The 25,539-nt window shown below is 30.0% G+C and carries 13 protein-coding genes; 4 read left to right on the forward strand and 9 right to left on the reverse strand.

What is annotated here, in order from left to right:
* The first annotated feature begins 5 nt into the window (after nucleotides 1-5).
* Entirely contained in the window at nucleotides 6-1,052 is a 1,047-nt protein-coding gene (locus BW723_RS03325; RefSeq protein ID WP_068362312.1) for a ferredoxin--NADP reductase, read from the forward strand.
* 88 nt (nucleotides 1,053-1,140) lie between these two features.
* Nucleotides 1,141-1,809 carry a LysE family translocator gene (locus BW723_RS03330; protein WP_068362309.1) on the forward strand — a complete coding sequence of 223 codons (669 nt, stop codon included), beginning with the start codon at nucleotides 1,141-1,143 and terminating at the stop codon, nucleotides 1,807-1,809.
* 57 nt (nucleotides 1,810-1,866) lie between these two features.
* Here the strand turns inward: BW723_RS03330 and BW723_RS03335 are convergent, their stop codons facing one another.
* The 5 genes from BW723_RS03335 to BW723_RS03355 all read right to left on the reverse strand — a co-directional run bounded on the left by BW723_RS03335 (nucleotide 1,867) and on the right by BW723_RS03355 (nucleotide 14,599).
* Nucleotides 1,867-3,717, reverse strand: coding sequence for a M1 family metallopeptidase (locus BW723_RS03335; RefSeq protein ID WP_068362304.1), 1,851 nt, complete (start codon nucleotides 3,715-3,717; stop codon nucleotides 1,867-1,869).
* Between the two features lie 66 nt (nucleotides 3,718-3,783).
* Nucleotides 3,784-5,496, reverse strand: a complete 1,713-nt coding sequence (locus BW723_RS03340; RefSeq protein ID WP_068362301.1) for a S8 family serine peptidase — start codon at nucleotides 5,494-5,496, stop codon at nucleotides 3,784-3,786.
* Between the two features lie 13 nt (nucleotides 5,497-5,509).
* Entirely contained in the window at nucleotides 5,510-6,352 is an 843-nt protein-coding gene (locus BW723_RS03345; protein WP_068362298.1) for an MBL fold metallo-hydrolase, read from the reverse strand.
* A 72-nt stretch (nucleotides 6,353-6,424) separates the two neighbouring features.
* Complete coding sequence (pbpC, locus tag BW723_RS03350) at nucleotides 6,425-8,773, reverse strand: penicillin-binding protein 1C (RefSeq protein ID WP_068362296.1); 2,349 nt, start codon at nucleotides 8,771-8,773, stop codon at nucleotides 6,425-6,427.
* Nucleotides 8,774-9,046: 273 nt separating this feature from the next.
* Nucleotides 9,047-14,599 carry an Ig-like domain-containing alpha-2-macroglobulin family protein gene (locus tag BW723_RS03355; RefSeq protein ID WP_068362293.1) on the reverse strand — a complete coding sequence of 1,851 codons (5,553 nt, stop codon included), beginning with the start codon at nucleotides 14,597-14,599 and terminating at the stop codon, nucleotides 9,047-9,049.
* A 301-nt stretch (nucleotides 14,600-14,900) separates the two neighbouring features.
* On the opposite strand from BW723_RS03355, the gene BW723_RS03360 reads away from it, so the two are divergent.
* Entirely contained in the window at nucleotides 14,901-16,145 is a 1,245-nt protein-coding gene (locus tag BW723_RS03360) for a glycosyltransferase family 4 protein (protein ID WP_068362290.1), read from the forward strand.
* A 9-nt stretch (nucleotides 16,146-16,154) separates the two neighbouring features.
* The gene (locus tag BW723_RS03365; protein WP_068362287.1) at nucleotides 16,155-20,345 is read left to right on the forward strand and encodes a phosphodiester glycosidase family protein; all 4,191 of its coding nucleotides are present in this window, start codon (nucleotides 16,155-16,157) and stop codon (nucleotides 20,343-20,345) included.
* Between the two features lie 294 nt (nucleotides 20,346-20,639).
* Here BW723_RS03365 and BW723_RS03370 read toward each other — a convergent pair whose 3' ends face one another.
* From BW723_RS03370 to BW723_RS03385, 4 genes are read right to left on the reverse strand one after another with little or no spacing between them, the layout of a single operon-like run.
* A complete protein-coding gene (locus BW723_RS03370) occupies nucleotides 20,640-21,413 on the reverse strand; it encodes a rhamnogalacturonan acetylesterase (protein WP_068362284.1) in 774 nt (257 codons plus the stop codon).
* A complete protein-coding gene (pelA, locus tag BW723_RS03375; RefSeq protein WP_068362281.1) occupies nucleotides 21,400-23,409 on the reverse strand; it encodes a pectate lyase in 2,010 nt (669 codons plus the stop codon). The genes BW723_RS03370 and pelA overlap by 14 nt, the downstream gene beginning before the upstream one ends.
* Nucleotides 23,406-24,095, reverse strand: a complete 690-nt coding sequence (locus BW723_RS03380; protein ID WP_068362279.1) for a LamG domain-containing protein — start codon at nucleotides 24,093-24,095, stop codon at nucleotides 23,406-23,408. Before BW723_RS03380 ends, pelA begins: the two co-directional genes overlap by 4 nt.
* A 30-nt stretch (nucleotides 24,096-24,125) precedes the next feature.
* Nucleotides 24,126-25,538: a DUF1593 domain-containing protein gene (locus BW723_RS03385; protein WP_068362276.1), complete on the reverse strand. Its 1,413-nt coding sequence runs from the start codon at nucleotides 25,536-25,538 to the stop codon at nucleotides 24,126-24,128.
* Nucleotide 25,539: the final 1 nt, after the last annotated feature.

Genomic DNA, 25,539 nt, shown 5'->3' on the forward strand with positions numbered 1-25,539 from the left:
TTTAAATGGCAACATTTCACAAAGTAAACATACAAGAAGTAAAACAAGAAACCGCATTTGCGGTTTCTGTTGTATTTAACATACCTCAACAATTAAAAGCTAATTTTTATTTTGAAGCAGGCCAATATATTACCTTACAAAAAGTAATTAATGGCGAAGAAATTAGAAGAGCATATTCTATTTGTTCATCACCAAAAAGTAATGAAATTAGAGTGGCTATAAAAGCTGTAGAAAATGGAACGTTTTCTAAATATGCAACTTCTGAATTAAAAGCGGGTGATGAAATTGAGATCTCTGAACCTGAAGGTAGATTTGAGTTAAAACCAGAAGCAAACAAAAACTATATTGCTTTTGCTGCAGGTTCTGGTATTACACCAATTTCATCAATGATAAAAACGGTTTTAGAAAATGAACCAACTTCTAAATTCACTTTAGTTTATGGTAATAAAACTGCTGCTGATACTATTTTTTATGATGAATTAAACACCTTAAAAGAATCAAATTCTAATCGTTTTAAATTACATTATATTTTTAGTAGAGAAGATGTTAAAAACCAATTAAGAGGTAGAATCGACAAAAGTGTAACCAACTACTTTGTAAAGAATATGTACAAAGAAACTTCTTTTGATGCTGCTTTTTTATGTGGACCAGAACAAATGATTAATGAGGTTACCAATACTTTAAAAGGCAATTACTTTACCAAAGAAAATATTCATTTTGAATTGTTTACAGCTTCTATTGATGAAGAAGCTGCATCCGAAGTAAAAGAAGGAACTACAGAAATTACAGTGTTGTTAGATGATGAAGAAACAACCTTTACAATGCCACAAACTGATGACATTTTAGCAGCCAGTTTACGTAATCATTTAGATGCGCCTTATTCTTGCCAGGGTGGAGTTTGTAGTTCTTGTATGTGTAAAGTTACAGAAGGAAAAGCTATAATGGTTAAAAACACCATTTTAACAGATAGCGAAGTTGAAGAAGGCTTAATTTTAGCCTGCCAAGCTTATCCAACTACACCAAAAATTAGCATCGATTTTGATGATGTTTAAGCATCAGAAAACTTATATTTAATCGTAAAGGATGGGTTTTCCATCCTTTCTTTTTTTGACTTCAATTAAAAAACAGTATTTTTAGACAATGGACATTTACGATTTTAAAAATGCCTTCCTCATAGGTTTTTTTATGGCTTTTATGATTGGCCCTATTTTTTTTATGTTAATACAAACTAGTATTTTAAAAGGTGCAAGAGCTGCTATAATTTTTGATTTAGGTGTAATTTTAGGTGATATTACCTTTATTTTAATTGCTTATTATGGTAGTAGATCTTTACTAGAAAAAATTAAAGACGACCCAAGATTGTTCTTTATTGGTGGCTTAGTTTTAATTGTTTATGGATTAATCACTTACTTTGATAAACAGAACAAAAAAGAAGTATTAGAAACTACATCAACTATAAAAGTACCTATTGTTAAAAATAATTACTTAAAATTATTTTTAAAAGGATATTTTTTAAACTTTATCAATATTGGTGTTTTAGCATTTTGGTTAGGTACAGTTTTAGTAATTGGCCCTACTTTAAATATGAACCAAAATGCTATTTTTAGCTATTTTGGGGTTATTATACTAGCTTATTTTGTAACTGATTTAGGTAAAATAGTATTAGCAAAACAGTTAAAAAATAAAATGACGCCATTGTTAATTTTTAAAGTTAAAAGAATAATGGGTATTATTTTAATTGTTTGTGGAGTCTTTTTAATTTTAAAAGGATTTATTCCTAATGACAAAATAAATGAATTTATACATTAAAAAGAAAGTGAGGTAAAAACCTCACTTTCTTTTTAATATGCTATGTAATAAAGTAGATTAATTTACTTTAAAAATATTGTTCTTATCATTAATATCTGCCATTAATTTTTCAGTATCAATTTCTACAGATTTTACTGTTTTAGATGTTTCAAAAGAATACGTTGGGTAAGCCCATCCCCAATCTGTAATAACTGTAGCTTTTGTTGGTTTAGCTCCTCTCATCATTCTTAAAGGAATATTAAAACTCTCTTTAGTACCATCTGTATAAGTAACTTCTAGATCTATTGGCATTGGCATTTGACCAATTCTTTCTAAAGTAATTTTTTTACCATCAACAGCTTTAACACCATAATCTATAGTATGTAAAGTTTGTGTCCATTCGTTTAAATACCAATCTAAATGAATACCTGAAACTTTCTCCATAGAACGTTTTATATCGTTTGGTGTTGGGTGTTTAAAACTAAAATCATCAAAATACTTTTTTAATCCTTTTGCAGTATTTTCTGGGCCAATAATATATTCTAACTGACTTAAAAACATACTACCTTTACCATAACTTGCAAAGCTATATCCTCTATTTGTATGAAACCTGTCTGCATGTGTTGTTAAAACTTCTTCTGTACCCAATTTTACCATATTATTATAACCTCTATATGGGCCTGCACTAGGATTTTTATTTCCTCTTTTTAGAATTTCATAAGATGCTTTTCCAGAAATATATGAGGTAAATCCTTCATCCATCCAAGGATGTAAACTTTCGTTAGAAGCTAATAAAAACTGAAACCAAGTATGTGCCATTTCGTGTGCTGTTACTCCAAAAAGGCTACCAAATTTACGTTGACCAGTAATTAAAGTAGACATTGCATACTCCATACCTCCATCTCCACCTTGTATCACAGAGTATTGTTTATAAGGATATTGACCTACGTTTTCAGAAAAATAAGTCATTAACTCTGCAGTTTTCGGTTGCAAATTTTTCCAGTTTTCTAAATACTCAGCTTTTAAATTTTTCTTATATAAAAAATGCAAATCAATTCCATTTTCCATAGTTAAAATATCGTGTTTGTATTCTGGATCTGCTGCCCACATAAAATCGTGTACATTTGGTGCTTTAAAATGCCAAGTTAATTTATCGCCCTTTGGCAAATTTAACGCTTTGGTTTTATCTTGGTAATTATGCCCTACTTCTTGCGGATTTTGTAAATACCCTGTACCACCAACAACATAGTTTTTATCTATATGTAATGTTACATCAAAATCTCCCCATACTCCATGAAATTCTCTTGCAATATATGGTGGTGTATGCCAACCTTGAAAATCGTATTCTGCCATTTTTGGGTACCATTGACTCATAGACAGTGCAACACCTTCTTTACCATTTCTTCCTGAACGTCTTATTTGAACAGGTACTTGAGCATCAAAAAGCATATCAAAAGTTACACTTTCTCCAGATTTAATTGGTGTATTTAATTGTACTTCTAAAATTGTACCAACAGTTTCGTGTTTTACTTCTGCTCCATTTTGTTTTAAAGAATTCACTTTAATAAAACCTATCTCATTTGGTTTTAATTTGCTAATTCTGTTTCCAACTCTTCTGTCAGGATCTTTGATATTTAACGAACGAACATCCATTTGAGAGCCTGGCTGAAATGCATTAAAATACAGATGATAAAATACGCGATCTAACGCTTCTGGAGAATTGTTTGTGTACACTAATTTCTGTGTGCCTTTGTATTGATAGTTGTTTACATCCATATCAATATCCATTGTATAATCTACTTTTTGCTGCCAATAAGTAGCATCAGAATTCATAGCAGAACTTCCTTTATTTACTTTAATAACCTCTTTGGTTTGCGTACAAGCCATAAATGCCAAAGTAAATAATGATAAATAGAGTAGTTTTTTCATTGTAAAAATTTTAGTTTGATTTGAAAATAAAAAACGCTTATTTAAAATAAACGTTTCGAAAAAATGTTATTTTTTGTTTGATATATATTCTGCTAATTTTAGTGCATTATAAGCATTTACAATTCTACCAGAAACACTTAAATCTGAAAAAGGAACCAATTTTCCTTTCTGATTTGTTTGAGTTTGAGAACCTGGTAAAATCACTTTAAAATTAATTTTTACTCCAGAATTCATTAAAATTGATTTTACTTCTTTTGCTGATAAACTTTGGTAATATGCACGAATTAATGCTGCAACTCCTGCTGTAGAAGGTGCTGCCATAGATGTTCCGCTTAAAGCTTCATATTTATTATTTGGTGTTGATGCATAAATATCTACTCCAGGCGCAAAAACATCAACATTTATTTTTCCGTAATTAGAAAAATTGGCTGGTAATTGCTCATCATAATGTAAGCTACTTGCACCAATTGTTATTACATTATCTGTAAATTCGGTTAACATATCTTTAGAGTCTGTTGGATAGGTTTCTCTAACATCTATATTTTTACCATCATTACCTGCTGCATTTACAATTAAAACATCGTTTTCTGCTGCATATTTAATTGCATCATAAACCCAATTTTTGTTTGGCGAAAAACGTTTACCAAAGCTTGTATTAATAATTTTTGCACCATTATCTACTGCATATCTTATACCTAAAGCTACATCTTTATCGTGTTCATCTGCTTCTGGCACAATCCTTACAGCCATAATTTTTACATTATTTGCTACACCAACAGCTCCTAAATTATTAGTTCTATTTGCAGCTACAATTCCTGCAACGTGAGTTCCGTGTAAAGCTGCATCAGCAGTACCTAAAACATTGTTATTACCATAATACTTATCAGAAATATCGTACAAATCATCGCCTAAAGATTGACGAAAATTCATATCCAAATCGTAACCAGTCATTGCTTTTTTAATCTCTTTGGTATATTCTTCTACTTGCCCTTTATACTCTAACAAAGTAGCCTCGTTAAAACCTTGTTTTAAAATATTCTCGACATTTTGTTTTTGCATTACACCTGTTAAACTTGGTGGATTCAAATTCTGAACCACTTCTAAAGTTAAACTATCTGTTTTTGCTAACTTTTTTACTGCCGCAAAATTTTCTTGAACTCGATTTAAGTTAACAAGAGTAGCTTCCATTTGCTGAATTTCTGATTCCTTTTCAACAATTGTTGCTTTAAACTCTTCGTTTAATTTTAAATATTCTTGATATGCTAACTTATCTTCTTCTGCAATTTCTGTCGCTTTTTTATCAGCAAATTTAGCGCTACCTCTTTTTACAATTCGTGTAATTTCTAGTTGATCTGTAGTTACAATATCACCTTTTGCATTTCCTAAAAAGTTCCATCCAAAGATATCATCTACGTAACCATTGTTATCATCATCTTTATTATTATTCGCAATTTCATCAGGATTCATCCAAAGAACATCTTTTAAATCTTCGTGATTAATATCTACTCCAGAATCTGCAATTGCTACAATAATAGGATTTGCTTTTTTACCTTGTAAAAACTGATAAGCTTTATCTAAACTCATACCAGCAATAGAATCTTTGGTTATATCTAAATGCGACCAAATTTTAAAATTTGCCTCAGATAATTCTGTTTTTTTGGCAGGTGTTGTTAAAATTTCATCTAAAACTGGTTTTGAAATTACCACTTGTGTGGATTTACAACCCGTAAAAATAAGTGCTGCAGCAGCACTAAAAATCAACGTTTTTATACTCTTCATAGATCTACTTCTCTTAATTAAAAATTTCTGAAAATTTATGTGTAGTGTTTAATCTTACTCCTTTTTCTGTATGCTTTACTGTGCAAATTTCGTTGTGAGTATCGTGCTCTAAAAACAAGTAAAAATCTTTATCTGCAGCCAAATCTAAAAAGGCTGCTTTTTCTTTTATGGTTAGTAAAGGTCTTGTATCATAACCCATTACATATGGCAAAGGAATATGACCAACTGTTGGTAACAAATCTGCCATAAATACTAGTGTTTTACCTTGATATTCTAATTTTGGTAACATCTGTTTTTCGGTATGACCATCAACAAATAAAACATCGAAACCAATTTGATCTTTATAATTTCTGTGGATAAATTCTAACTGACCACTTTCTTTTATTGGGCTGATATTTTCTGTTAAAAATGATGCTTTTTCTCTTGGATTTGGTTCAGTTGCCCATTTCCAATGTTTGTCATTAGACCAAACTTTTGCGTTTTTAAAAGCGGGAATTAGCAATCCATCTTTAGTTCTTTCAATAACACCTCCACAATGATCGAAATGTAAATGTGTTAAGAAAACATCTGTAATATCATCTCTGTGAAAACCGTGTTTTTTAAGTGAACTGTCTAAAGAAAAATCTCCAAAAAGATAATAATAACCAAAGAATTTGTCTGATTGCTTGTTTCCAATTCCTGTATCTACTAAAATTAAACGATTACCATCTTCAATTAGCATAGAACGCATACTCATATCAATCAAGTTATTAGCATCTGCAGGATTTGTTTTTTGCCAAATGGTTTTAGGAACAACACCAAACATTGCACCACCATCTAATTTAAAATTACCTGTTTCTATGGGATAAATCTTCATTTTTACAACTTTTCTGGTTGTTACAAAGATGTTAAAAAAATGATGATTTTACGTTAAGAAAACTCTAAAGGTTTAGTGTTTAACAGAAATATTTTGATGAATTTCATTCCCAAAATTATCCATAACTGTAAAATTATACTCACCCACTTTTGGCTGAATTGCAAAACTATGTAATTCTTTGGTAGTGCCTAAAAAAGTATTGTTGGCATACCAATACAAAATTGCATCGTTATTAGAGTGTGCCACTTTTAAAACAAGCTCATTTTGTTTGCCATTAAAGTTCTTAGGTAAAAAAATGGTGCTTTTTTCTGTAGGATATATAAATTTCATCGTGTTTTTAACATCACCCAAACAATCATTTCTAAATTTAGGCAATGGTTTATAAAATGGATTTTGTTTCTTATAATAATACTCTAGTAAAGGTGGCAACACAAACCAAGATTTCTGTTTGATGTTCTCTAAATTTTCGCAAGATGTATTTACTTGATAGGTTTCAGATTCATCCACATTTACAGAAATATGATAAGGACAAGGTTTTGTTTTTAAACCCGCATTTTGAACAAATTCTAAGGTTTTTTCTTCGCAAATATCTGTGGCTCTGTAACCACTTTTATTACAAATTTCAATTTTTGTCATTTCATCAAAAGGTTTTTCGAACCAAGTTGAATTTGGTAATTTATCAAAGACATCAAACAAAATTGGTCCAGCTGTTTGCACACCAACCAAACCTGGCCTACCTTCTCCATCTGCATTCCCCACCCAAACACCAACTACATAATCTTTGGTTGTACCAATTGCCCAAGCATCTCTAAAACCAAAACTAGTTCCTGTTTTCCAAGCAATTTGTTTAGAAGAATCAAAAAACTCCCAATTTTCTTCTGCATTTGGTCTGTTTACATCTTTTAAACTCTCTAAGGTTAGGTAAATTGATGCTGCATCAAAAATTATTTTTTCTGATGTTTTTGCTCCAAAATCAATACTTTTATCCGCATATAAAGTAGGTGAACTAAATTCGTTTGTAAAATACCTGCTTGAGTTTTCTGAGTAATGATTTACTGTACTTGCCATTGCTGCATAGCTTTTACATAAATCCCAGAGATTACTTTCTGCACCACCCAAGGCTAATGTTAAGCCATAATATTCTGCAGATTTCTTAATGTCTTTTAGTTGTAATTTCTGTAAATAATGATGGAATTTCTCTAAACCAAAACTTTGTAACATTCTTACAGTTGGCACATTCAAAGATCTTGATAAAGCTAGTTTTGCTGATATGGCTCCTGCATATTTTTTATCGAAATTTTCTGGTTGATAACTACCAAAATTTGTGGGAATATCTGCTACCAAAGTATTGGGTAAAAGTTCACCATTATCTAACATTGCAGCATATAAAAAGGGCTTTAAAATACTGCCTGTACTTCTGGGTTTATCAATAACATCAACATTTTTTTGATGTTTATTATCTGTTGGTGCATTACCTACATAACTTAAAACTTGCCTAGTTTTTACATCTAAAACCAAAACAGAAATATTGTAAATTCCGTTTTTAGATAGTTGATTATAATGATTTTTTACAATGGTATTTGTTTGGGTTTGCAGTTTTTTATTAATCGTAGTTTTTACAAATTCACCTTTTTTTTCTTTGTTTATTTTTTGCAATAAATGTGGTGCAATTTGTGGAATTGCATAGGCTTTTTGTGGTAAACCTTCTAAAATTGACAATTCGTAGGTTAAAGAATCAATCACTTTTTTGGTAAGTAACTTTTTTAATAATCGGTTTCTTTTGGCTAATAATTTATCTTGATTTTTACCTGGATAAATTAAGTTAGGTGCGTTTGGTAAAACAGCTAAAGTTGCAGTTTCTGACCAAGATAATTCTGATGGTTTACGATTAAAATAACGCCAAGAAGCAGCGTCTAAACCCACAACGTTACCTCCATAAGGCGCATTTGAAGCCCAAAAAGCAATAATTTTTTCTTTGGATGCTCTAAATTCTAAACGTGTTGCCAAAACCAATTCTTTCAGTTTTTCGAAATAAGTTCTGTCTCTATTATTTCTGCTTAATCTAATGACTTGTTGTGTAATCGTACTTCCTCCTCTTTTTACTTTTCCTGCTTTTAAATTCTGACGAAAAGCTTTAAAAATAGAAATCGGATTAAAGCCTGGATGTTTGTAAAAATACTCATCTTCAAATTGAATTAAACAGGTTTTAAACTTTTCTGGAACAGAATCATTGTGTGGAAAACGCCATTGTCCATCATCTGCAATTAAAGCGCCCAACAATTCACCTTTATAACTTGTAATTACTGTAGATGTTGGTTTGGTAAACAAATCTTTTGGCAAACAAAATGCATAGAAAATTAGTAAAACAACGAGAACAATTGTTTTCTTTTTATGACGTTTGATGTAGTCTGTTATTTTCACTTTTGATGTTTTTCCTGCAAGGTCTCAAAGACCTTGTAGGTATAATTGATGTTATTTTTGGACTTGTTTGTCATTTCGACTTTATGGAGAAATCTCACACATTTAGCTTTTGCTATGAGATTTCTCAATCGCTTAAAAAGGCTCATTTCGAAATGACATTCTGACTTTTATCTCTATTAATTAATCCTGCAAGGTTTCAAGAACCTTTTAGGTATAATTTAGAATTCGTTTAAAACCTACAAGGTTAGAAAAACCTTGCAGGTTGGTTTTTATTTACTTCACAACTTCAATCCAACTCCCTTTGGTTCTTACTAAATAATCATTATCATACATTGCTTCGACTTGAACTCCAGGCAAATAATAATTACCTAAATACGCTGCATTTAACAAAACTGTAAATGTTTTCACATCTGTTTTATTTCTGTTTTTGTTGATATCAAAATAAAAATTAACACGATCGTCTCTAATATCTGTATATCTAGCTTCGCTTTTTGTTGATGATCCAAAATCAGTGAAACGTGTGTTTACAATTTCCCATCCAGAAGGAAAAATCTGTGTTAAAGCAATGTCTTTTACAGTTTCATTTTTAGGATTACTCACTGTAATTTTAGCTATAAAATCTTGACCTTGTTTTAAGTTTTTAATATCAATTGTATTGCCTTTTAAATCTTTGTAGTTTACAGAAACACTTAAACCTCTACTTTCCGAAATTTCATCACCTAAAGGCAACTTACCAGAATTAACAATTCTAGCAAAAACAATATTATTCTCGTTATTTTTTAAGCTGATGGAATTCAGGCCTTTTTTAATATGTAAAGTTCTTTGAACCATAGAACTTGATGTTTGTATATGTTCAGTTTTACCATTTTTCGTAAATTGAATATCAATTGCTTTACCTCCATTTTTTACAACCATTTTACCAATAGACAACAAACTATAAGCTGTAGATTGTGTGCTCATCCATTTGTTACTAGACAATTCTTTTGCAATAGATTTCGCAACATCTTTGGTATTTTTATCGTTCGTTAACAACATTGTTTCTAAAGCCATTGCTCTGTTTCTAGTAACAGAACCATAATTGTAATAATTGTAGCCAGAGAAATTTAAATTGGCTTTTTGCATAATTTCTTTAGCAGCTTCTTTCTGGCCAACCACAGCATAAGTTGCAGCCAATCTCCATTTTGCATCATTAGAAATCTGTTTAAATTCGCGCAAACGATTCATAGCAGATAAATCTGGACTACCAGCCAAAGCCAACGTGTATAATCTGTATGCTTGCGATAAATCTCTTAAATAATTACCATAACTAGGTCTCCAATTTCTGGCTGCTTGCTTTTGATATCTTACAAAATTACTTTTAAAAGTCAGTGGTAAAACAAAGCCTTTTTTCTCAGCTTCTAACATAAAATGACCTGCGTAAGTTGTTCCCCAATCACTCACATAGCTTTCGCCCAACCAATAACTTAAACCTCCATTTGCTTTCTGAAAATTACCCAAACGTTTGATTCCTTTTTCTATATTATTCTGAATTTTTCTTTTCTTTTCTGATGTTAAATCAAACAAATCATTTAAAAATAATTGAGGAAAAACACTAGACGTAGTTTGCTCTACACAACCATGTGGATATTGGATTAAATATTCTAATCTTCCTGAAAAATTGATTGGCGGAATTGTAGATAATTCTAAAATTGCAGTGTTAGAACCTTCAACACCAAACGTATTAAAATCGATAGTTTTTGCTTGGTTACCTTCAATGTTCTGATCAATTACTTTTGATGTTATTGGATTCGGATTTACAACATCTAACTCCACTTTATAGGTAGATTTTTCTCCACCTCCAGTGGCAATTACCTCAACTGTGTTAATACCATTTGCTTTTAAAACATCCAGCTCAAAATACACCATTTTTTCATCTGGCTTTGTAAAATTAATATTCTGAGTTTGATTACCTTTAACTGATATTCCATCAGAAGTTTTTACTTGAATTTTCACATTTTTTACTTTTTTATCCATTGCAAAAACAGAAATAGGCAACGTAACTTTTTCTTTAGGTGATAATTTTCTTGGCAATGTAGCCAACACCATCAATGGTTTTTTAACAGGAGTTGCTTTTTCTGCATTACCAAAAGCTTCATTGCTTACATTACCTGCAACCACCATTGTTCTTACAGAACCTATGTAATTAGGTAAAATTATTTTATGTTCTTTTGTACTTCCTTTTTCTAAATTAAAAGGCCCTAAGAATTTTACAACTGGCTTAAATCGATTCGCTTTTTGGTTTTTACCTTTTGCTAAACTTCCATCTCCACCAATGGCAAAAACCTGATCTACACTTCCAGAATACGCACCAATTACATCATCAAAAACATCCCACGTTTTTACACCTAAAGCTTCTCTTTTGTAAAATTCTGAATAAGCATTTGGCGTTTTAAATCTTGTTAAATCTAACAAACCTTCTTCTACAACAGCCAAAGTATAGGTCATTGGTTTGTTGTTTTTTTCTGATACTTTAACCGTAAATTCTTTTTCTGGTTGTAGTTCATCTGCCATTTTAATTTCTGGCTGTAACTTGGTATTTTTATCCTCAACTAAAATCGGAATTACACCAAACAAACGAATTGGTAAATCGTTTTCTGAAACTAGATGTGGTTGTAATAAAGAAATATTTACAAACACATTTGGCGTCATATTTTTATTGATCGGAATTTCTAAAGAAGTCATTCCTTTTTCGGTTTTTACCCATTTTGTTTCTACTACTTTTGTGCCATTTTCTATACTGATTAAAGCACGACCTTTTGAACCTGATGGAAACGTAATTTTTGCAATTTCACCTACATTATAACTTTCTTTATCCGCAGAAAACACCAACATTTTTGCAGCATCTTTATCACCAGAACTAGAGTTTTGCCACCAATTTTTATAAAAATATGCTGTTCTACCAGTTGCGTGACCACTCTTTTTATCTATTACACGAATTAAAAAACGACCTCTATCTCTATCAGGAATATTTAGTTTAAAACTTCCTTTTCCTTTAGCATTTGTTGCAATTTTTAACGTTTTGTATTTACTATGGTAACTGCTAGAAGTGTATCTTGATAAATTATCTTCAGATGAACTCCACCACCAGCGCCATTTTATTTGATACACTTCGATTTCTATTTCATCTCTTTGAACTGGACTCCCATTTTCATCCACAGAAACTACAGAAAAGGTTTGATTTTCATCAGTAAAAAAAGATCCATATCTATTACCTTCTGGCGATTTTAAACCCACAAAAGAATTGAAAGGTGCATATTTTTTTGAAAAAGCATCAATAGAAAAATCGCCACCATTTTCGAAAGCTCTAACCAAAAACTGAACATTTAACATTCCTGGAGCATTTTTACCCACTTTTAAATTGCTGTTGATATTCGCAATTCCGGTTTCATTTAATTTGCCATCAAAAACATTAATTTCTTCTGAATAAAATGTTCTTGAAGGATCTGAAAACACATAATCATTATAATTTTTAAAACTATAATTGGTTGTAGAAACCTTTGCTTTAATTTCGGCTTTTAAGTTTTTTGCAGGTGTACCATGCAGCCATTTTACATCTAAAATACCTTTAATTGGTTTTTTACTTGATAGAATTTCATCATCAAAATCAACCTTAATTTTTAAGCGATTTGGTTTTACAGTTTCTACTTTTAAAGTCTTGTAAAACTTTGCACCACCTACAGAAATTTTAGCTGAATAATTACCGGTTTTTGCTTCTTGAGCTGTCTTTACATTAAAAGTGTAAAAATTATTTAAGTTTTCTGAGGTTACTTTTTTGTAAACTAATTTTCCACTTGGATCTGTAACTTCTAATTTTACTGGATGATTTTTGGGTAATTTATTATCGGCATCATTTAATAAAAAAGTTAAGAAGATATTATCTCCAGGTCTCCAAACTCCACGTTCTCCATAAATGTATCCTTTTAATCCTTTTTGAGTTTTACCACCAGAAACATCGAACTTACTTAAAGACAAAGAATTACCATCAAATAGTTTTACATAAGCTTTATTATTGTTTTTTGATGCAATTGCAAAAGCTGCATTTTTAGTTGAATTAATGGTTACAATTCCATCAGTATTCGTGGTTCCTGATGCAATTTCTTGCTGCTGATAATTGTACAATTTTATAGTTGTGCCAGCAACAGGATTTGTGTCTAAAATGTTAGTAACCGCAAAGAAATAATCGTCGTTTTCTCCTTTTTTAGCAATAATTCCGAGATTAGACGCTAATAAATTTTGGGAAATTTCTCGATTTCTAAAGTAAGAATCTGTACACGGATTTTCTCTATCTCTCCAATTATAATTGTAATTTTTGTAATCATATAACTTATTATCCCAATACAATTGCTCTCTTTCTTCTTCATCTTCAATGTCACTAAAATCGTCATATTCTTCATAATATTCTTCATCAAAATCATTTGAATCATTAGTAAAAACAACACTTTCTGAACAATGATAAAAAACTTGATTTTTATTAAAACTTAGCTCAATTCTATAAATAGCACCTGGCTCTACAGCAACCATTTTAGAAATATCAATGCTATAAGCTTTCCATTTTTGAGTGTTATTTTTTTCATCAGCAACTAAAGTTATGGTTTCTTTTGCTACTCTTCTACCCACTCTTTTTATATCATAATCAGTACTACTGTTGATGTTATTTTCTTGTAAAAATTGCAACACATTATCTTCAAAAATTTTGATGATTCTAACATCAACTTCTTTCACATTAATGGCTTCAAAATTATATTTTAAATCTTTTGAATTTGGCAAAATAGTTCCATTACTAATCGCTCTAATTTGAGGTTTTTTCTGCTCGAAAGTTATGGTTTCTTTGTAAGTATCTTTAAGTCTGTAATTGTCTGTATTTTGAATTCCTTGAAAAACAGAAACCAAAACATCTCCTTGAAATTTGTTTTCTGAATATACTTTTAGCTCGTTTCCGTTAACAATAAAACGCGGTTTTTTCACATTCTGAATCGTTACTAAACCATCAAAATTTTGCTGTTTTTTTAAGGCATCAGAAAAATTAATTGAAATGTATTGTTCGTTGAATTTTTGAATTTTAACACTTAAAACATTAAAATTATTTTTACCCGGAATTACAATTTCGTTTTCTCCTTTATTTTCTGATTGAATTGCTTCTCCATTCCAAGTAATCTCTAATCTACTATCATCTTCAAAACGTTGGATGCTATCAATTTTGAATTCGAACACCTTGCCTTTATCAAAAGATTCGTTCCAAACAATGTTTTTTTGAGTTCCGTTTTGAGAAGCCTTAATTAACTTTTTTGCATTATTAAGAGAAATAATATCCGCAGATTTAAGAACACCTTCTAAATATTGATAAGCTCCAGAATACGATTGCAAAGTATTTGTCTGTATATTAAAATTTGGAGCAATTGTCTTAAACTGAAAAGTGTATTTTTTATATTCTTGAGGAATATTTTTATAGATTTCACTTAAGTTAATGGTAACTGTGTATTCTGTATCAGCATCTAAATTTTCATCTGGCGTAAATACAAAAGCGTGTTTGTTTAAGGTTTTTACTTTACCTTCTACATAAGGTTTTATCGAAATAATATCCGAAGAAATTTCTTGATCTACATTCCAACCCTCAACATCTTTTGCAAAATTAACACCTATTGTGCCTGAAGTGGAAATAATACCTGAAGTTGTATAGCTTATGTAGTCTTTAAACTTGTAAATATTATCGGGTTTAATTTCTTCTTTTTTACAAGAAAAAATCATTAAAAAAATAAAAAGAATAGAAGATAAATATTTTGTTTTCATAGTTACAGCCTTTATAAGCACAACTCAAAAATACGCATTATAGTATGGCCATTTTTACCAAATGAGAATTCGTAACAATTTGTTTAGAATTTGATAAAAACAAAAAAATTAAAAGCAGGTTTCTCTGAAATACTAAAAATTGAAATTATTATCTCCTTAAAATAATTCTAATAAATTATAGAAATCATTTTTAAAGAATACTAAAATTTTTGAAGTCGTAAATTATAAAAACTAACCTATTAGAAACCGTGTAAAAATTTATAAAAAATGTATATTTAGAAACTAACTTTTATTTTTAAGTATGCGTATAGGAATTATTATTGGAAGAATTGGCGGTGTTGATGGTGTTGCTTTAGAGACTGAAAAATGGATTGACATTTTAAAAAAACTAGGCCATGAAGTATTTATTATGTCTGGCGAATTTGAATCTTGGACAATGGATTATGAGCACGATTATTTATATCCTGCTTTATCCTTTTTCTCTGTTGAAGCAGAATGGGGTCAACGAAAAGCATTTTTTGAACCAGATAATGATCCAGATCCATTATTAAATCACGTAGAAAATGCTTCTAATAAAATTTATAAAGCAATGCTTCAGTGGGTTAAAGATAAAAAAATAGAAGCTATATTATCTGAAAATGCTTCTGCATTGCCTTGCCACTTATCAATGGGAGTTGCCATAAAAAAATTAATTATAGATACAGGATTGCCAATTGTTACCCATGACCATGATTTTCATTGGGAACGTGGCCAACGTTATGTTTCTAAACATGATGAAATTAATAATTATGTAGATGATAATTTTCCGTTGTTATTACCCAATGTAAAACATGCTGTAATTAACACTTTTGGAGTAGAAACATTTAAAAACAGATTTAATATTGATGCTACTTTAGTACCCAATGTTATGGATTTTAATCGTGTTTACGGTGTGCCAACTCCAGAAAATCAGTTTTTTTTAAAGGATATTGGTATTACAGAAGATGAAATTGCTCTTTTACAAGTTACGCGTATTGTAAGACGAAAAGGTATTGAAACCGCTATTTCTTTAATTGATAAATTAGATGATAAAAAATTAAAACTAGTAATTACTGGTAATAATAATGATGATGAAAATAAAGAATATTACAATGAGCTTGTAGATCAAATTCATGAATTGAATTTATCTCGTCAAGTTATTTTTGCTGACCATAAAGTATTAGATCACAAAGATTTGTCTGATGTTTACGCACATGGACGAGCCTGTACGTATTTTAGCACTTATGAAGGTTTTGGTAATGCTTTTGTGGAAACAATATTGGCTAAAAAACCAATTTTTGTAAATAATTACAAACCTGTTTATATGCAAGATATTGGTAATAAGGGTTTTGAAACTGTTATGATAGAAGATAGTAACCTTACCAATGATAAAGTACAACAAATGTCTGATATTATTTACAATCCTAAACGATGTTTAGAAATTGGAGAAGCTAATTTTAAAATAGGTAAAAAGCACTTTTCTTACGAAGTATTGGAAGAAAAATTAAAAGGCTTATTTACATTTTAAAAACTAAAAATGAATCTCAATAAAAAATTAAAAATTAGTTCTGTTTTAGAAGAGCTAAAAACCGAAAAAATTAATACATGGTTTGATTTAGGTCTGTTTTTAGACAGGTTTAAAGAGAAAAATTCCAATTCAGGGTTTACCAAAGATTCAATATCTTTTGATAAACATTTACAAACAGGAGGTATTGCCTTTTTAACGTTTTATTTTACCATAGATGGCATTACTGTAGAAACAGAAAAATACGCCCAAACCTTCCAAAATATATATCCTAATTTACCAATTCATTTTGTAGCAGGAGATATAAAACAAGAAGCAGATGAACTTATTCCTAAAAATGCGCTAAAAAAAGTAATTCCAGAAATGGAAGCTTTTGATGCTTGGCCGTTATATGATGATTTCTTTAAGATTAAAATGGAACGTGGAAGCGAATCTTACAATAGTCTTATTGGTAAATATTGGAAAGAAGTGTTGGTTTTAGTTGAAAAACTAGGAACTTACATAGAAGAAAATGAAATTTCGTTATTGTATTTAATTAACGTTTGCTCTAATCCTGGTAATGTTTCTTTAGCATTAGCAACTGTTTTAATTTCAGAATATTTAGGTATCCCTGTTATCAATAACAATCATGATTTTTATTGGGAAGGTGGCAATAGAGAAGTAGAAATTAAAACCAAAGGTTTAAAAAAAGGCCCTAGAGATTTCTTTTTTCATAATGCGCACGTTGGTGAATTTTTTTCAATTATAGAAATGATTTATCCTTGGGAAAGTCGTTCTTGGATGAATGTTAACATCAACAAAATACAACAAAACCATCTTATAAATACCAATGGACATAACCCCGCAAATGTTGCGTTATTAGGCACAGCCGTCGACACAAAATTGCATCAAATGAGTAAACGTGACATTATAAAAGCGTTTATGCAAGTTTCAACAATTTTTGCCAATAAAAAAAAGACAATTACAGTACATACTGTAGCAAATCATACAGATAGTAAACGTTCTTTAAAACCGATATTATTGGGTTACAAAAAAATGAAAGAATTCGATTTTGTAAACAATAACATTGTCTTTTTACAACCTACAAGAGTAATTAGCAGAAAATCTATAGAGATTAATTTTAAGTTGATAAAACGTCTATTTTCATATGATGCTTTTGCAGAAAAATTTGCAACAAATCCACAATTAAAACTTTCATTAATAGTATCTGGGCCCATACCTCATGGTCAGCAAAATTATTACCAAGAATTAAAAGAAGATTTTCAACAATTTTTAAAAGAACTTTCTTCAAATCATAGATCAAAAATATTTCTTGGCTTTCTATTTAGTGAGTTTGATAAAAATGATTTCAAGAAAAAATATAAAAAACCATTAGATATTGAACAATTATATGATGTTGCATCGTTAATATTATTGCCAAGCCAAACAGAAGGTAGAGGTTTACCAATTATAGAAGCTGCAGCTTGTGGTACACCTATTTTTTGTAGACAATATGAACCTAGACAAGTATATGATGAAGTAATTGGAAGGCATTTAGATGAATCTTTACGTTTAAATGTGTTAGAATTTAAAGGCTCTAAAGTACCCAAAAAATTAGCAGAAAAAATATGCGACCACGTATTCTATCCACAAAATAGAATGGTAGATGTTACCCATAATAGAAGTGTAATTAACAAACGTTATAGTTTAGAAGCGCTTCAAAAAAATATGGAGTATATTCTTAATCGTTTGCATTTACAATTACAATCTATTTCTAATGATGTAAACGCACAAGTAGTAAGTTTGGTAGGCGAATATCAAAAAATGGTAAATTTTGAGAATGAAGATCTTCGTGCAATTTTAAATAAAAAAAAGAGGCATTATTTACCAGGTTATGGAAGATTATCTTTTATGATTTACTTAAAATCGTTAATAGACCCTAGCTTTTTTAGGGTTGAAGAACAACTTATAAAAGGTAAGGTTATGAGTTATGCTAGAATGATGGAGAATGACATACCAGATTTAGTGAATACAGATTTAAATTTAATTCATAAATATTACAATGCTATTGATGATATTTTTAAATATGTTGATGGAGAATTTTCTATTAGACACGATCATGCATTAGCTTACAGACATAGAAACAAAAAAAAATACGCTTATCAATCTTTTACTTATCATGAAGTAACAGGTTTAGTAAATATGATTTATAGTGATGTTTTTAAACCTAAAAACTTACCTGATTTAACCTTAGCTCCACAGTTTTTTGCAGATTGGGAATTGGCATTATTTCAACTCACAAACAGTAAATTTTTAGGCATCGATGACCGAAAAACTCTTACAGAAAAACTGAAACAAAACATACCAAAAGGATATTTTCCTGGACGTTTTATTAAACACGAATTAGAGTACTTTGTTCTGCAACCCATTAGAGCACAGCTTAAACTTAAAATTGAAGAAGAACTTACCAAAGAAGTATTATTAGAGAAAGCAAGCACTTTACAAAAGATTTATATTTTTATACACGAACCAAGAATTACAAAATGGTTTTCTAATGCAAATATTAAAGAGTATTTAGAAAGTGGCAAAGAACCTGAATTAGGATTATTATTTAAAACAGGAATTGTAGAAATTATAGAAACCAAACAATGGTCAGAAGGCGTTCATTTTCCACAAATGGGTCCAAAAGCCATTAAGATTTTAAGAGAAATTAAAGAAGCAGAAGGCTTTATAATTACCAATGGTGAGTATGCTGCAATGATGACAGATATTATTGAAATTGATCATTTTCATATTGGTAAAGTAGATCATAATATGACCGCTAAAATTATGGGAATTCCTAAAGATAGTGGCTTTATACAATTTGTACCAGCTGCTGTAAGAACTACATTGGCATACCCTACTCCAATACAAACTGCTAAAGATTTTGATACTATTTTAAAAGGTGATTTATTTAAAAAACTTAAAAATCAACTTGGCGAAAAAGAGTTATTAAATATGATATCTCAAGACGCGATTGAAAACGGAACGCCAATAGCCAAACTTTTAGAGCAAATACTTCAAAATTTAAATAGTGAAAAAACTGAAGAAAAAGTAAAATCATCATTTGCAGGAGGAGTTTATGAAGACGGAATGCCTTGGAGTGGTGTTTTAGCCGAAATTGATACTAAAAAACACAATTGGAAATTTGCAGCTCATATTGCGAATAAAGAGCCCAAAAACGTACCAGCATTAATTAAGGAACATCAAAAGAAAAGTGGCAATACAAAAAATATTGAACTCGCTTGGAATGGTGGCTATATCTTAAACCCAGAATTAGTAGGTAAACTTGGTTTGCCAGAAACCTATATTGGTTCTCCTTTAGGCTTATTAATTATGAATAATAAAGTATTTTGCCCACCACTTTTTAATAAACCTGCTTTTATTATTTACAAAAATGGAGATATCGATATTAGAAAAGTAAATTGTAAAGCTGGTTTTATCATAAAAGGAAAACAAGCAAAATTAACTTTCGATAAAAAAAATTATAATAAACATAATAGTAAAGAACCTTGTTTTTATGATTTATCTTATACAGAAAATACCATATCTGCTGATGGAAATATAATTGTGAGAATTGCAGGAAATAAAGTAAAAGAAATTATTGAAACTAAGGATAAAGAGCAAATTTCAATAATTCCAGTAGGTATAACTTTGTCTATACCAAAAAACGATTTTAAAGTTGATATGTTTAAAATTGGATCACCTTTAGATATCGAACTACTAGAACCTTTAACTAATCCATATAATTGGAAAGAAATTTCTTACGCCATTGAAGCTGGACCAATGCTAATTGATGATGGAAAACAAATTTTAAATATGGAAGAAGAAGGCTGGAAAACTACTAACTCTATTAAAACACAAGCTGCAAGATTAGATTTTACAGATATGCGTGGTCCTAAAATTGCAGTCGGAATTACAAAAACCGGAAAATTAATGGTACTAATGGTTAATGGTAGAATTAGAGAATCTGTTGGTGCTACACATTTAGATATGGTAGATATTCTTTTAAAGTACGGAATGCACAAAGCTATGGGCTTTGATCCTGGAGGAAGTAGCACGCTAGTTGTTAATAATGAAATAATGAATATTTCGCCTTATAATAAAAATTACGAAAAAAATATTTATGCCTTACCTCCTGAACCTCGTTTTGTTGCCAATGCAATTTTAGGTTGGATTGAATAATAAACTTTATTCATATAAAAACGCTTCAATTTCTTGAAGCGTTTTTTTGTAAGTGTCTAGCCAACCTCAAATGCATTTTATACATATATTAAGTATAACCAAAAAAATAACCTGACATAATTAAAGATCGTTTGCATCGAAAAAACCAGAAGAGACAAAAAAAATAAGACTTAAAAAATTTAAGTTCGATTTAGTAAACACCAATACTTTAACCTCTTTTTTTAATTCTGAGTTTTTAATTTCATTGCAAAATATAAATACAAAAAAAACACTTCTTTTAAATCTTTCATTTCTTTATTTTTTGATAAAAGCAGCTAAAGAACTTACTTTTTCTTTCAATGAATTTACCGCTAATTTTGATATTTCTGTTGCTCCTAAAACAGATAAATGTGTATTATCTTCTTTTCCTTTTGGATAATAAGGAATTTCATTTGGTAGATAATGTAAGTGTAACTTTTTAGAACCTTCAACTCCATAAGACTCTTCTAATTTTTCTGTTAAATATTGAAGATCGATAAAAGGAACATCGAATTCTTGAGCTACTAATCTTACTTCTAAAGGATACGCTCCATGTGTGTCTATTAACGTACCAAATTCATTAAATTTTCTTCTAACTATTGATGAAAACAAAATAGGTATTGCTCCTTTTTCTCTTGCTTCTTCTACAAATCGAATTAAATTATAACGATAACCAACATGTGGGTTTGTATAACGTGTTGGAGCTTTAAACTTTTGATCATTATGACCAAATTGAATAAAAACATAATCGCCTTTTTTTAATTGATTATAAACAGTATCCCAACGTTTTTCTAAAATAAAACTTCTAGAACTTCTGCCATTTACTGCATAATTTTTTAAAGTAGCATTTTCATTTAAAAATAAAGGAAATAATTGACACCAACCGCGTTCTGGATTTTCATTTGGATTGGGTTTATCTGCCATTGTAGAGTCTCCAATTGTGTAAATAGTTATTGCTTTTGGCTCAATTTTTTTTTCTTCTTGACTTGTATTTTTACAAGATTGAAATATTATTAAACATAAAATAAAGTACACTTTAAAGTTCTTCATACCATTCTTTTTTTGAGGTTTTATACTTACCTAATATATTTTTAAGTGTATATTTTTTGGCTTGACGTTTGTTTAATTGAAGGGACCACTGCACTCTTTCTTCAGGTCGAAAACCTTCACCTTTATTATTATACTCTGCATAAAATGTAGTTTTTTTAGCTTCGGATTTTTTCCAATTGTGCCAACCTTCTGGTAAAATATGACTTCCCAAATCGCAATTAATAAAAACCGTTTGAGCATAAATTCTCCATGGTCTTCCTAAGTATACTTTACTAACTTCCTTTTCTGCTGTAAGCTTACAATTTTTAAATACATAACCAAATAACGAGTCTTTGGGTGTTGAAGCTGCCGTAATATAAGAATCTTTTTTACTGTGGATTTGGCAGTTTTCAAAATACGCAGTTGCACTTCCAAAGATAAAATCTGTAGTACCTTCAATATAAGAATCTTTGTAATATTGCTTCCCTTTTCCTGAAGCATACAATGTGTCTTGATTACCTAAAAGCTTACAATTAACAACTGCTACTTCATCTGAAAATATAGACAAAGCTACTGCTTGACCAACTTCTCCTGAAGAGTTTTTAATAGTTAAGTTTTTAAGAATTACATTATTTGCTTCAACCAATAATGTGTAGGTATAAAATGTACTATTTCTACCTAAACCTAACTTGCTAAAATAATCATCATACGTAATTATAGTATTTTCTTTACTCTCACCTACTAAAGAAATATTAGAATTCCACTCGTGAATTTTTACTTTCTCATAATAGACTCCGTTTTTTATAAAAATTGTAATCTTATCATAAGGAAAAGACTTTGCTCCATTAATTGCTTCTTGAATACTACTATAATCACCACTTCCATCTTTTGCAACAACAATCTTAAATGGATTTTTTGGCTTTTTCACAACTTTAGAATCATTATCCTTTTTCCATTTTGGATATGCATCTAAAACCAATTGGGGATCATTTTTGTACCAAGCATAACCATTTCTACGCTCTTCACCAATTTCTGCTAAAGTTGCTTTTTTAATTCCATCTCTATCACAAAAAAAGGGTTTGTTGTCTTCTAAATTCATAAAACGCGCCCAAATTGCAGGAGCAGTTTCATCAGGAATCATTCTTTTATTAATTGTTTTGCCAACGCTATTATAAACTCTATCTTTTCTTAATCCAGTAATTTTTACTTTATCAAACCAAGTAACAGCGCTATTTATTGCGTTTATAATTTCTTTTGATGGGTTTTCTATAGACATTAATAGCAAAACAATATGGGCAGATTCTGCACCACTTAAAGAAGGTAATTCATAGGCTCTAGCTTTGGCGGGTTCTAAAGTATTTTCATTATGTTGGGCGCACCAAGAAGTTAAAACTCCGTTTTGTTTGTATTGTGTTTTTAAAATACAATCTATCCCTTTTTTAAAGGCAATTTCTATTTTTTTTAAAACATCATCAGAAGGTGTAATTGAATAATAATTGGTATTGTCTTTCAGTTCTTTTAAGAGATTTAAAATGTTTACCATAGAATCATCATTATATGTAATATGTGTATAATACCCTTTTCTTAACGGATAAAATTGTGGCCATCCTCCATTTTCATACTGTGCTTCTAATAAATAATTAACTCCTTTTAAAAATGCATTTTTAAATCTTTCATCTGGTTGTTGTCTATAAACTTTAGACAAAAAAAGCATTTCTTGATACGTTGCACCATTATCTGTAGTTACATTCTTCGTACTAGATTTTATTGCTTTTAATTTTTGTTTTTTAGATTCAGATAATGGCTGATGCATCTGTACATTTTTTGGCCAACCACCAATTTTACGTTGGTACAATAAAACGTTTTCTGCAATTTGTTTTGCTTCAGAACTAGCAAACCAGACTCCCTCTTTTTTATTAGTAATATCTCTCCAAGACTTGTTATGAACTTGAGCATTCATATGTATGCTAAATAGAATAATAGCGCTTAAAAAAAATAGTATTTTTTGTGTTTTCATTTTATGAGTTTTTCTAAAGAAATAAAATTATTTGGTTGAAGAGCTTTTGGGCTAATTCTCACTTTAAATATACTTCCTTTAAACCAAGATCTTTTGTTTAAACGAACGCCTAAAGAACTTTTTCCAGTGTTAATTGGCTTAAAAGAAAAAACATCTTCCAATTCTTTTTTTCCATTAACATAAGTAGTAATACTATTTGGTGTTATAACTAAAGCCACATGATACCATTGTCCTAAAGGATGAATTAACTTTTCATCTATGAGTGCTCTTTTATTATTTCCTGAAGCAACAAAACCATCAAAATACCAGTTATTTTCAACAGCTCTAATTTCTAGTAACATTCTGTCTTTAGAAACTTCACCTAAATGAAGTATTCTTTGCTCAAAAGGAGCTTCAATATCAGAAGGATTAAAAACCATTTCTATTGTAAATGATGTTGCTCCTTTAAGTGGCATTTGATCTAAAAATAGGGCATCATCAACTCCGTTAAAATTAACTGCTTTTCCATATGGGTAATCCACCAATTTAGGATTACCATTAATTACTACATTTTCTGATTTTTCTTCTAATAGATCAGCAACTATCCACTCTGTAAATTGATTCGATATTCCTTTCTTTTCTGAGCTATGTTTACAACCAAAAATTAGAAATAGAATAAAAAATAGTATAGAAAAATTAAATTTCATTAATAACTTATTTGTTAGGTTTTAACCTAATTATTCAACTTGAATAATTACACGTTGATATCTTGTTAATTGTGGTATTCCATTGTCTTTTACTTCACAAATAATATGAATTGTTTCTCCTTTGTTAACCCTATTAGGAATCTTAAAAACAGCTTTCTGATTGTTCCAATTCTTAATTTTAATACTTTCTTTATAGGATGATGCTTCTTTATATTGCCACCAATTATATGTCAATTCATCTCCATCAGGATCGTTAGTTCCTAATGCACTTAATCTTACTTTCCTTCCTTGTTTAATTTTTAAATTATTAGGATGATTTAATCTCACAATTGGAGCATGATTTGCTTCTTCAAATGATTTTACACACCAATCTGCTCTAGAAGCAAAATCGTTTTGTAAGGCTTCAGACCAACGCCACATTGGTTTAAAATATTCATTTCGTTGTTCTTTTGTACTCTTAGATTTTTTTTTCAAACTATTTCTTCCCCAACCAGAACTTCCATACCATCTTCCTTCTGGATATTTATATTCCGGAACTGGCACATAATCTAACCATGTATTTTCACGAACTTTAACGTAACGTCCACCCCAACCTCCAAAATTAGGCGATTCTAAGTTTCTTAATCCGGTATTTATAGTATGTAAAAAAGCAGGTGAATCTCCTTCTGATCTAAAATCACCATTTTCATGAGATTTATAAGAAGCACATAATGGTCCGTGATTTTCTAGTATGTTTTTTTTCATCCAAGCGCCTTCAAAATAAGGTTGCATTTCTTTTGGTTGTACTTTTTTCCAACGATACGCAATGGCTTCAAACTGATCTGAAATTATAGTAAGAATATTATATTTCCCCCAATGCTTTCTTATATAATTTTGATAAGTTTTGTCTTGTTCCCAGATAAAAAAGAATCTAATTTTTTTAGCTACATAATCCATTTCCTTCGAAAAATCTTCTTCAATTGTTTTTAAAGCGCGAGCAATGGTATTTGTTCCTCCCCAAGCTTGAATCCAAATTGGGCGATGATCACTTTTATCTAAAAGAACTTTTACGATATGCTCTGAACCTGCTGTTATGGCATCCATTTCACCTTCCGTTTCAACATTTCCTAAAAAAGTATGAGCTTTTAAATATGCAACTGTAGGATAATTTTTATCATGTTTTATAAGGTTTGAATATACTTTTGCATATGCATTTAAACTGGGATCAATCCAATCATCTCCAGCCCATTTATGACCACGCCAATGATATTGAGAACTAGATGTAATAATACCTTCTATATCCCATTCATTTGCATATAGTAAAAACCTTACCATTGAGCATTCGTCATCTATTTCTCCATCACTTGTTACAATAACACGAGTGTTATTAATAGCTAAAGCTTCTTGTGCTTTTAAAACAATAGGAACTATTAGTAATGTGATAAAAAAAATAAACCGTTTCATA

Source organism: Polaribacter reichenbachii, from assembly GCF_001975665.1.
GTDB classification, from domain to species: Bacteria; Bacteroidota; Bacteroidia; order Flavobacteriales; family Flavobacteriaceae; genus Polaribacter; species Polaribacter reichenbachii.